The organism is uncultured Helicobacter sp., from assembly GCF_949282165.1.
Taxonomy (GTDB): domain Bacteria; phylum Campylobacterota; class Campylobacteria; order Campylobacterales; family Helicobacteraceae; genus Helicobacter_F.
In genome coordinates, this window is record NZ_CASDOV010000027.1 from 1 (window position 1) to 10,666 (window position 10,666).

General features: G+C 47.4%; 12 protein-coding genes. 3 read left to right on the forward strand and 9 right to left on the reverse strand.

Features of this window, described 5'->3' with window-relative positions:
* The 8 genes from ACH2BK_RS09465 to ACH2BK_RS09500 all read right to left on the reverse strand — a co-directional run.
* Nucleotides 1–235, reverse strand: a 235-nt coding sequence (locus tag ACH2BK_RS09465; protein WP_395003632.1) for a hypothetical protein, incomplete at its 3' end; no start/stop codon positions are given.
* Nucleotides 236–566: 331 nt separating this feature from the next.
* Nucleotides 567–1,526, reverse strand: coding sequence for a tRNA dihydrouridine synthase (locus tag ACH2BK_RS09470; protein ID WP_394994687.1), 960 nt, complete (start codon nt 1,524–1,526; stop codon nt 567–569).
* Nucleotides 1,527–1,551: 25 nt separating this feature from the next.
* Nucleotides 1,552–2,757 carry a carboxynorspermidine decarboxylase gene (gene nspC / locus ACH2BK_RS09475; protein WP_395003634.1) on the reverse strand — a complete coding sequence of 402 codons (1,206 nt, stop codon included), beginning with the start codon at nt 2,755–2,757 and terminating at the stop codon, nt 1,552–1,554.
* A gap of 18 nt (nt 2,758–2,775) precedes the next feature.
* Nucleotides 2,776–3,738, reverse strand: coding sequence for a chemotaxis protein CheW (locus ACH2BK_RS09480; protein WP_394994092.1), 963 nt, complete (start codon nt 3,736–3,738; stop codon nt 2,776–2,778).
* Between the two features lie 73 nt (nt 3,739–3,811).
* Nucleotides 3,812–5,083 (reverse strand): ATP-dependent nuclease, encoded by a 1,272-nt coding sequence (locus ACH2BK_RS09485; protein WP_395003636.1) that lies wholly within the window; start codon nt 5,081–5,083, stop codon nt 3,812–3,814.
* Nucleotides 5,073–5,465: a YkgJ family cysteine cluster protein gene (locus tag ACH2BK_RS09490; RefSeq protein WP_394994096.1), complete on the reverse strand. Its 393-nt coding sequence runs from the start codon at nt 5,463–5,465 to the stop codon at nt 5,073–5,075. Before ACH2BK_RS09490 ends, ACH2BK_RS09485 begins: the two co-directional genes overlap by 11 nt.
* A complete protein-coding gene (locus tag ACH2BK_RS09495) occupies nt 5,452–6,666 on the reverse strand; it encodes a hypothetical protein (protein WP_394994098.1) in 1,215 nt (404 codons plus the stop codon). The genes ACH2BK_RS09490 and ACH2BK_RS09495 overlap by 14 nt, the downstream gene beginning before the upstream one ends.
* Nucleotides 6,663–7,355, reverse strand: a complete 693-nt coding sequence (locus tag ACH2BK_RS09500) for a uracil-DNA glycosylase family protein (protein ID WP_395003638.1) — start codon at nt 7,353–7,355, stop codon at nt 6,663–6,665. The genes ACH2BK_RS09495 and ACH2BK_RS09500 overlap by 4 nt, the downstream gene beginning before the upstream one ends.
* A 195-nt stretch (nt 7,356–7,550) precedes the next feature.
* On the opposite strand from ACH2BK_RS09500, the gene oadA reads away from it, so the two are divergent.
* The 3 genes from oadA to ACH2BK_RS09515 are packed head-to-tail and all read left to right on the forward strand — an operon-like array spanning nt 7,551 to nt 9,924.
* Nucleotides 7,551–9,350 (forward strand): sodium-extruding oxaloacetate decarboxylase subunit alpha, encoded by a 1,800-nt coding sequence (oadA, locus tag ACH2BK_RS09505; protein WP_394994102.1) that lies wholly within the window; start codon nt 7,551–7,553, stop codon nt 9,348–9,350.
* A gap of 5 nt (nt 9,351–9,355) precedes the next feature.
* The gene (locus ACH2BK_RS09510; protein ID WP_395003640.1) at nt 9,356–9,622 is read left to right on the forward strand and encodes a putative Se/S carrier-like protein; all 267 of its coding nucleotides are present in this window, start codon (nt 9,356–9,358) and stop codon (nt 9,620–9,622) included.
* Nucleotides 9,601–9,924, forward strand: a complete 324-nt coding sequence (locus ACH2BK_RS09515; protein WP_395003643.1) for a hypothetical protein — start codon at nt 9,601–9,603, stop codon at nt 9,922–9,924. Before ACH2BK_RS09510 ends, ACH2BK_RS09515 begins: the two co-directional genes overlap by 22 nt.
* A gap of 90 nt (nt 9,925–10,014) precedes the next feature.
* Here ACH2BK_RS09515 and ACH2BK_RS09520 read toward each other — a convergent pair.
* On the reverse strand, nt 10,015–10,666 hold a 652-nt coding region (locus ACH2BK_RS09520; RefSeq protein WP_395003645.1), incomplete at its 5' end, for an outer membrane beta-barrel protein.

Consider the following 10,666-nt stretch of genomic DNA (forward strand, 5'->3'; position numbering starts at 1 on the left):
TTTTTGCTGCGCTTTTCTTGCAACCCGTTGGCTCTTTTTGCGCAATCGGGGAGAGAGCCTCGCTATCTCCGCTTCTAGCGCAATCGTTGCGGAGGCACTGCTGCCACCTTGCTCCTGATTTTTCTAAAGAAACTTCGTTTTGCCACACACGACAAGGGCGAGTGTCGGTATGCGCTGACGCGCTACACATTTTATTGGATTTTTGCTCCGCAAAAATGGCAGAATCTATTGGCATAGATTCTGCTTAGGCCTTGCGCTACCGCGCACACTATTTTTTATATTTGGCAAAGCCTCGCACAAGTTTTTTTGAAGTAGTAGATTCTGTGAAGTGCTTAAATTCTGAATCTGTCGAATTGGATTCTGTGATTGTTTATAAATCTAAATTACCAAAACTAGATTCTAAATTTTCTTTAGATTCTCTATCGCTTAGATTCTAAACCACTTGAGCTAGATTCTCTATGCTTGAGATTCTATAATTTTGTCTTTGTGAATCTTGATTGGATTTTTTGGGGGTGGATTCTATAAGGCTAGATTCTAAATGCAAAGCCAAAAATCTCTTAAATCCCCTAGCTTGTGCGTTTATTAAGATGCACGAGCTGGGGTAGCTCCTCACTAATGTATTCTTGTCCGAAAAACTCCTCGATACGCGCGCGGGATTGTGCAGGATCGCTCATCGCATTGACGACATTGCGGAACTCACTCGCACCCGGGTAGCTTTTGCTATACGCGTGGAGATTTTTGCGAAACATCACCACGCCCCTCGCGCCATAAAACTCCACCATTTTGTCAAAATGCTCCAAAACCAAATCCTTGCGCACGATGGGCGGGATCTCGTCCGTATCGTTCCGTATCTGCCAAAAAATCCACGGGGCTTTGATGGCAGCTCTGCCTATCATCACGCCATTTGCCCCCGTGAGCTCTAGCACCCTCTTGGCATCAGCTGCACTTGCGATCTCTCCATTGGCGATGAGCGGTATTCTGATACGCTGCTTGATAGCAGCGATGCTCGCATAATCAATCCTCTCTTTTTTATACCCATCGCTGCGCGTGCGCCCGTGTATCACGACATAATCGACATCGCACTCATTGAGGGCTGCGGCGATCTCTAGGGGGATTTTTTTGTCAAAGCCTAGGCGGAGCTTGAGGCTGACATAGGGCTTGGTGCTGGTTTGCTTGATGAGATTTGCGATTTTTACAAGCAGTGTGAGATCTTTTAGTAACCCGCTGCCATTGCCGTGATTAGCGACTTTTGGCGCGGGGCAGCCGCAGTTTAGATCGATAATATCTATCCCCTCTTGAGCGTTTAGAATCTCTACTGCTTCCCTTACCACCTCTGGCTTGGAGCCCGCTATCTGCACGGCGTATGGGGATTCTAGAGGAGATTTTTCTACCATTTTGAGCGTCTTTTTATTGGCATACACAAGCGCGTGCGAGCTTATCATCTCGCTCACGGTGATATCCACGCCAAATTTCTTCACCACAGAACGGAATGGCAAATCCGTGTAACCCGCCAAGGGTGCGAGCATAAGGAGGTTTTCAAACACGATGGGCTTAGTTGCGTTGCTTGTAGTCAAAATAATCAAATTCCTTTAATGTGTGAAATGCGCCATTTTGGATTACCCCTAAAGAGGGGAGCGGCACGCCGTTGAAGGTGTTGTTTTTGACAATGGTGTAATGCAGCATATCCTCAAAGATAACTCTATCGCCCACATTTAGAGGCGTCTCAAAGCTAAAATCCCCAATCACATCGCCCGCCAAACAAGTGGGACCGCCAAAGCGATAGTGGTATGTGCCCACGCCCTCGCCCTTATCGGATTCTATAATGCCCCCGCTTAGCTTGCAGACACTCGGGCGATAGGGCATCTCAAGGCAATCGGGCATATGCGCGCTCGCACTCACATCAAGGATTGCGATTTGGCCCTGATTTTGCACGATATCGATGACTTCGCCGATGAGAAATCCCACCTGCCACCCCACAGCCTCGCCGGGCTCTAAAAACACTTCCATATCATAGCGCGCTTTAAAATCTCGCACGAGGCTAATGAGCAGATTCACATCATAATCTGCGCGTGTGATATGATGCCCCCCGCCGAAATTTACCCACTTCCTGCCTTCTAGGTATCGCCCAAAGTGCTTGATAAAATGGGGGAGCGTGCGCTGCAACGCGTCGGCGTTTTGCTCACAATGCGTGTGAAAGTGCAAGCCATCAATCCCCTCTAGCCCAAACTCCTGCACGCCTTTGGCAAACTCACTAGGGATAATGCCAAGCCGAGAGCTGGGCGCGCAGGGGTTATAGATCTCGGGAGTAACCTCACTATAAAGGGGATTAACGCGAAGTCCTAGGCTGATATAGCGCGCTGGGTTGGTGGCATTGTGCGTATCGATAGTGGGCTTAAATCGCTGCCATTGCGCAAAGGAGTTAAAAATAATATGCGTGGCGTAGGGCAGGAGTGAATCTATCTCCTTATACGCGGGGCTAAACACGCACACTTCCTTGCCCTGCTCTCTCCCGCCTATCTCCTCATAGCCCAACCGCGCCTCATAGAGCCCGCTCGCAGTGCTTCCGCTTAGACTCCCACGCACTTCTTCAAAGCACCGCCAAAACGCATAGCCTTTGAGCGCAAGGAGGATTTTGGCACCGCTCTCGCGCTGCACAGATTCTAAAAGTTTGAGATTGGCGATGAGTTTGTCGCGCTCTAGCACATAGCAGGGGGTGCGCGCAATGCGCTGCAAAGAATCTGGGGTGGAGTGTATCATCGCGCGGTGGGGGAAGGGCTATCGGAGCATAAGCTGCTTGATAGCTGCCTCGATTTGCACGGGGTTTGATTTGGAGATGAACTCATCGGCATCAAGGCTGCGCGCCATATCTTCATTGCTACTGCCGCTCATCGAGGAATTTACCACGATTGGGATATGTGCGGTGGCGGCATTTGCCTTGACTTGCTTTATCACTTCAAACCCACTGACTTCTGGCATCTCCAAATCGGTGATAATCATACCTATGGTGCTAATATCCGTCGTAGGCGCGAAGATGTAATCAAGCAACTTGCGTCCATTGACAAAGTCATAATGCACCACGCCTATGCGGTTTAAAATCACTTGCATTGTGCGCAACACACTCGGGCTATCATCAGCGAGCAAGATAGACTTCGTCGCTTGGACTTGTGAGACTTTTTGCATCTCTTCTTCTTTTTCTTTCTCTATCCATGGGAAGACATCAGTGAGCATTTTCTCGATATCCACCACCTGCACCAAACGCCCATCAAAGTAGCGTGTGCGGCTAACGAGCTTGCCATTTTGCCCATTGCCGCCCACGCCTACGCTTTGTTCAATCTCTGTCCATCTTTTATTGAGGATTCTATCGGCTTCGTAGATTCTCACGCCTATCGTCCATCGTGAAAATTCACAAATCATTATGATATCGTCCTCGCCCTTGTTGCGTTTGATGGAGTGCGAGCGCAAATCCCTGTCTTTTTGGCGTGGATCGTAATAAAACCATTTTTTCATATCAATGAGCGGAATGGTGAGATCACGGATAGTGATAAGCCCCTCTACAAGCGTGTTTGGCTCGTGGCTCACGATAGTAAGCGCGCCGTTGTATTTGATCACCTCGCGGATTTTAAAGACATTAACAGCGTATAAATCTCTGTCTTTTTCTAAGCGGAAACATAGCAGTTGTAACTCGTTATTTTTGTGTAGGCTGGTTACCTGATCGATTTTAGACATACTCGCAGACATACTCACTTCACGCCCCTTTCGTTTGTTCTTAAATTGCTGAATTGTAACACAACATCGACAAAAAAATTCTTATTTACTCGCACAAATCAAGCGATTTGGCGTGCTTGCTTAGCTCCTCATCGCTAGGAATACTCTCCTTTGGAATCTTAGCAAACACCTCCCTAGCTTTTTTACAATGCCTTTGTTTGTAATACCCCCACGCGAGTGAATCCAAATACGCCACATTATTTGGCGCGATCTCTAGGGCTTTTTGCACATACGCGATACCCTGCTCAATGTCGAGATCTAAATCGATGAGCAAAAATCCCGCAAAATTATAAAACAGCCCGAGATTCTCCCTCTGCAGGCTATCTGGCACGCTATCTTTTTGGATAAGCTCGATAGCCTTTTGCATATCTTGCAGCACGGGCAGCACCTCTTTGGGATTTGTCTTATTTGCCAAAGTCTCAAACCGATACATCTGAGCAAATCCCAAATACATAGCCTGCTTAGAATTTTTATACACATCTAGCGCGCTCTTGTAGGCATTGGCATAGTCCTTGGCTTGCGCGTAGAGATTAAAGAGGATTTTGGGATCAAAGGGATAGCGTGAGGCAATCTCTAGGGCTTGGTGATACTTTTGGCGCAGCGAGTAGATATGGATGAGATTCTGTGCGTTGGCGATTGTTGGCTCATCATCGTAGCGTTTTTTGAGGATAGATTCTATCTTATCGCCCTGCATAGCCTTGGCATAGATTTGTATCGCCATTGCGCACAAATCCCCCTCGCACTCATTTTCCTGCAGGTATGAATCTAACAACTCTATGCCCTTTTGATACTGCTGGGTTTGCCCATACAGCATTATGAGCTTTTGCAGCACCTCTGGGGATTTGCTCTCCTCATAGAGAATCTGAAACTCCTTAATAGCACTTGGCAAATCCCCAAGGCTTGCGTATATCACAGCTAGCGCGTTGTGTATAATGGGCGAGTCCTCCTCTTTGGCGATTTTTTGGGCTATGGGCAGGGCTTTGGTTGGGTTATTGGTTTTGAGATACACATCAAGTAGGGCTTTATCTATCTCCAAATCCTCCCCTAGCTTTTTCTTTTGCGCCTCGCGCTTGTAGTCCTCGATATAGCCTAGCACGATATTTGGCTGCTCAAAGCCTATGGAGAGCAAAATACTTTCTTTGAGATACTCGAGCTTTTTTGTCTCATCATAAAGCACGAGGTAGGTATCGCGCGCTTCTCGCACCTTGCCCTGATCTTGCAAATCTAGCGCCCTAAACATATACTCCTCTTCATCAAACGCCCCAAACGCCACGCTTAGAGCGAGCAATAAACCCAACACGATTTTACTAAGATTCACTTCGCACTCCTATACATTCCTTTTGCAAGGCTTCAAAGTCTTTGGGGCTAAGATATTCGCGTTTATGAGCTTCCCAAAAGGGAAAATCCCTGCACTGCTTGGGGCGATTGGCATAAATCCCGCATTTGCCCTCGTGATAAAACACGCACGCCAATCCATCGCCACAAGGCTTCTCAAGCAGTGAGAATCTATAGCCAACCTTGCGCACAAACTTAGAGCTAAACTCCCCAAACTCCATACCAAGCCCTTGGGCAATCTCAAGCATTTCATCAATATTTACAAAGACATAGCCCTCGCTACCAGTGCAGCATTTGCCGCCACACACCCCGCATTTGTCTGTATCAAAACAAAACCCAAACCCCTCTTTTCTAACGATACTCATCAAAGCTCTTTCCAGAAAATTTATAAATTTTATTCACATAATTGACTTGATTGTCCAAAAACTTCTCGCTAAAAAATCGCTCTTGCTCCGATAACTGCGCGCCAAGGAGTAGCTCCACGCCTATGGCAGTGGCATAACTCACCCAATTATATTTTAAATCCCGCCCTAGCAAGGAGGCGTATTCTAGCAGCCGCGGATTGATATTTGCAATCACATTGACGACATAGAGCTCTTGATTGTGCGTAGAATGCACGGAGTTTAGTAGGGCTGAGTCGTAATTAACCTGTGTAGAAAACATCTTTTTGGGCTTAATATCGCTTATGAGCATTTGTGAGAGGATTAGCCCCGTGCGCGCTCCAGAAGTGTTAAACATCACGACATTGGATTGCAGATAGGGCTCTTGTTGCTTGAGTATGGAGCTAAAACGCTTGGCAGTGGCTGAATCTATATTTTGCTCATAGATGATATCCACATTTTTAGCCCGTAGCAGCGAGCCTAGGTATTGCCCCGTGGGCGAGTTGTCGTTGTAGGCGACTATCTTTTCATTTTTGGCGAGACTGACAAGCAGCTCTATCTGACTTTCATAATCCACACCGCCAAAGTAGAGGTGCCTTGGGATTTTGGTGGTATTTAGCTGATGGATATTGATAGTGGGGAGATAGATGGGCACGCTGATTTTGATATTGTTTGCGAGCTCCATTGCGCCCTTGGTGGTAAAAATCCCGATGACAAAGTCGCTCTGTGCGTCTATGGCGCGCTCATAGGCTTGCTGTATTGCTTGCGTATCCTCCGTATCGGTATTAAACACTTCAAAGCTAAAATCCCCACCGCGCGTCATAAGATAAGAGAGGATAATATCAATACTCTCGCTAAAATACCGCCCGATAACCTTTTTGGGCATTAGGAGTGCGAGCTTTACCTTAGCGATATTCTTACTTGAGGCACTAGGTATATCAAGGATAGAGAGCTCTTGGAGGGCTAGCGTGAGTTTGGCGCGCAAGTCGGGATCTTGCTCATCTTGGAATCTCCCGATAAAAGAAAAATACAAGCCTTCTTCATAGAGGTTATTTAAACACCGCTTATCGCACGAACCCACTTCGAGATTGATGATCTCTTGCTTGGGCAGGGGCAGGGGCGAGATGATATAGCTTTTGCCCCATAGCCCCATACACACCAAGCAGCTAATGATAAAAATCCTCATAGCACTCCCTTAGCGACTAAAAGATGTTGCATAACCTGTGGTTTTAGCGATGGATTACGCACGATTTCACCTAGCGAGTAGGTGAGCAAAAATGAGCGATTATTATGCCACAAAATTCTCCCATAATCCCTAAAGTCCCTCACGCCCTCGACATTCTGCCCTAGCACATATTGCGCACATTCACGCCCAAAAAGCACGATGATTTTTGGTGCGAGCTGCTCTAGCTGTGCGTGCAAAAACCCTATGCACATTGAAACCTCATCAATGTGTGGAGCAGTATCTGCAGGGCATTTGAGGAGTGAGAGGATAGAGCAGGATTGGAGCGGGAGCTTAAAGACATTAGCGATCATATTTTGGAGCATAGTCGCGCTTTTGGTAGCGACAAACACGGGCTTGGCGTTTTTAGATTCTACAAGCGGATTGGCAGTGATAAAGCATACGGGGCTTTGCGGAGCTAAAAACCCGCCAAGCCTTTGTGTGGTGAGCTTAGAGCGTGCGCACAAGCTACAAGAGGCAATCATAGAATCTAGCCCATTGCCTTGCCTCTCTCCCTGCTCCCCTCCCATAGTCCTTAGCACCGCTCTCGCGCTTTGGAAGGCGTTGCTTTGGAGCTGTGTGTATCTCTCTGCACACATTTGCTTGAGATACAATCGCTTCAGAGCCAAAAGTTGCCAGATTTTTGCACCCACTCGCGCTCCTTTGAGGGTTAGATTCTTCAGATTCTATAGATTGCCTGCCATTATAGCAAACGCCACAAAACATTGCCATATCGTTGCAAGTTCTGCTACGAGAATTGTAAATGCGTGAGGGGATTTGCAAGATTTATGGGATTTTTTAATAAAAACTCCTTATAATGGGTAAAAGACACATTGAAAGGTAGGATTATGATAAAAATCACAGAAAATTCCCTGCGTGATGGGCACCAATCGCTTTTAGCCACGAGAATGCGCACAGAAGATATGATAGAGGCTGCTAAGCTCTTTGAAAAAGTGGGCTTTTATAGCGTAGAAGTTTGGGGTGGGGCGACTTATGATGCGTGCCTGCGCTATGCTAAGGAAGATCCTTTTGAGCGATTAGCTATCTTTAAAGATATTTTTAAAACCACGCCCTTGCAGATGCTTTTGCGCGGACAGAATCTCATCGGCTATCGCCACTACGCCGATGATGTGGTGCGCGAGTTTATCACGCTTAGTGCGCAAGCGGGTATGGATATTTTTAGGATCTTTGATGCCTTCAACGACGCGCGCAATCTCAAAACAAGCATAGAATCTGTCAAAAAAAATGGCAAGCACGCCCAAGGTGCGATTTGCTACACGACTTCGCCCGTGCATACCACACAGGGCTTTGTCGCCTATGCTAAGGAATTAGTAAAAATGGGCTGTGATTCTATCGCTATCAAGGATATGGCGGGACTCATCACGCCCTTTAAAGCCTATGAACTCATCAAAGCCCTCAAAGAAGAGGTGGGCGTGAGCCTTAGCTTTCATACGCATTCTACCGCGGGCTTTGCCTTTGGCGCGCATTTAAAGGCGATAGAAGCCGGTGCTGATGTGCTCGATCTCGCTAATTCCGCGCTTGCAGAGGGCACGAGCCACCCCTGCACGCAGTCTATGGTCGCCACGCTTAAAGGCACGCCTTATGATAGTGGCTTGGATCTCGCGCCGATGGAAGAGGCAAGTGAAATCTTGCGTCGCAACCGCCGAAAATACGCGAAGTTTGAATCTGTGTATAACCAAATCGATACACGCGTGCTACTCTCACAAATCCCCGGCGGTATGATCTCTAATATGGCAAACCAACTCAAAGAGCAAAACGCGCTCGATAGAATGGATGAGGTGATGAGAGAAATCCCAAAGGTGCGCGAGGATTTTGGGTTTGTCCCGCTCGTGACGCCCTCTAGCCAGATCGTAGGCACGCAGGCAGTGCTCAATGTCCTAATGGGCGAGCGGTATAAGACAATCACGACAGAAACGCGCAATATCATCAAAGGACTCTATGGTAAAACCCCCGCACCCATCTCCAAAGAGCTCATCACAAAGGTGCTCGGCAATGAAAAGCCAGTCAATGTGCGCCCTGCGGATTTGCTAGCCCCCGAGCTAGAGCAAGCACGCACAGAATCTAAAGAATTTGCCAAAAGCCCCACGGATGTGATCTCATACGCCATTTTTGGCAATATCGCCAAAATCTTCCTACAGGAGCGCAACCAAAACAACCTCCAACCAGAAGTGCTAGAGAATTTTGAAGATAGGGGTGTGGATAAACTCCCCAAAGAATTCGCAATCACCGTCAATGGCGAGCAGTATATTATCAAGATTGAAGGCAGCGGGGAGAAAAATGAGGGCGTGCGCCCGTTTTTTATGCGTATCGATGGGGAGCTTAGGGAAGTGTATGTCGAAAATCTCAATGATACGAGTGCTAAAGATTCACAAGAGCACAAAGCCACGCGCACCGGACTGCCGCAAGCCACGGGCGTGGGACACGCACAAAGCCCAATGCCCGGCACGCTTACCAAAATCAAAGTCAAGCAGGGCGATAGCGTGAAAGTGGGCGATACGCTCGCTATCGTGGAGGCGATGAAAATGGAAAACGAGGTGCTCGCCGCCGTAGATGGCGTAGTCAAGGAAATCTATGCCACCGAGGGTATGCAGGTAGGCACGGGCGTGGCGATTATGTTCATCGGCTAGGCGCGATGGTTTTTCGCGGGTATTGCATTTTTCAGAGCACAAGCGAGGCGTTTGAAGTGGGGAGAATCCTAAGCAGCCCGAGCTTTAGGGAGCTTGGGCTAGTCTTTGAGTATTGTCCCGCGCCGCGCGAGTATTCCACAGACTGCACGCTAGCGCTCTACTTTGAGAGCACAGAGGAAGGCTACACACGCGAGGAGAGAGAATCTCTGCACACACGACTGGATTTGGGACTAAAAACAAAGGGCTGCGCGTGCAAGATCGTGTGTCTCTAAAAGGCAGGATCCAACCCACAGATTTAGCAATAATCACGCAACCCACGCAAACAACATTTCTAAAAATAAGCAAGTCAGAATCTAGGCATTTACACAATCAAAATTTGGTTTCACATTCACAACCTAATCCCACAAATTCTAAAATAATCGCAGAATCTCGTGCAGATTCAGAATCTAAAGAGATTCTAAAAAACGAGCAAGGACAGAATCTTAGTGGCACAAAGTTTGCACAATCCACAGCGCAGAATCTAAGCAATATAGAATCTACAAATCTCCCCACAGATTCACAAACACACAACTAAGACTTATATAAGACAGATTCTAAGACAATCACAGAATCTAAGCAGCACACAATCCACCACGCCCCCAAAAGAGGCATTGCGCAGAGATAGCTAGAAGTTATAAGTGTATCTTATCCCAGCGTTGTAGATTTGGTTGGTGCTCATATCGGTTTTGGAGTTGTTGGGATACTCGGCCCTAGCACTCGCACCAATCACACCAAATCGTGTGAAAAACTCTATCCCATGGTGCTTGCCAAAGAGTGTGCGAAGGCCCAGATTGATACCCAAATCAAAGCCAGAGACATTAGAGAGATTAGAAGATTGTGTGACAATCTTCACAGCACCACTGCTGTGAATCCCCGCTCCAAGAGAGAGTCCAGCAAACCAGCCAGCAGAGACTTGCTCGCTATTATAAAAGGTATTGAGAAAATCCACATTAGCATTGACAAAAAGCGAGTTGAATTGATTGCCGCTACGCGCATCCGCAGTTTGTAGGTAATTTGCCCCATTATTGAGTGCCACATACGCCCTTAGTCCAATATTCTCGCTAAAAAACCACTTGTATCCACCCACAAGCCCATAGCGGAGGTTACCAAACGCATAAGTCCCACTATTCCCGCCACTGTTCTCATATGTCATTTTATTAAGGCTTGTAAGTCCGAGATCTAGCCCCACAAACGCACCGCTCTCTTCTGCCATCACGCCACTGCTTAGCACTAGAGCCACTGCCCCGCTTGTCATAAATTTTTTCATCAAAACTCCT

Coding starts and splice junctions, on each gene's coding strand:
- ACH2BK_RS09470 (WP_394994687.1), bottom strand. CDS start 1,526: ATGCTCGCACCCTTGGCGGGTTACACGGATTTGCCATTCCGTTCTGTG.
- ACH2BK_RS09495 (WP_394994098.1), bottom strand. CDS start 6,666: ATGAGGATTTTTATCATTAGCTGCTTGGTGTGTATGGGGCTATGGGGC.
- nspC (WP_395003634.1), bottom strand. CDS start 2,757: ATGATACACTCCACCCCAGATTCTTTGCAGCGCATTGCGCGCACCCCC.
- oadA (WP_394994102.1), top strand. CDS start 7,551: ATGATAAAAATCACAGAAAATTCCCTGCGTGATGGGCACCAATCGCTT.
- ACH2BK_RS09510 (WP_395003640.1), top strand. CDS start 9,356: ATGGTTTTTCGCGGGTATTGCATTTTTCAGAGCACAAGCGAGGCGTTT.
- ACH2BK_RS09480 (WP_394994092.1), bottom strand. CDS start 3,738: ATGTCTGCGAGTATGTCTAAAATCGATCAGGTAACCAGCCTACACAAA.
- ACH2BK_RS09490 (WP_394994096.1), bottom strand. CDS start 5,465: ATGAGTATCGTTAGAAAAGAGGGGTTTGGGTTTTGTTTTGATACAGAC.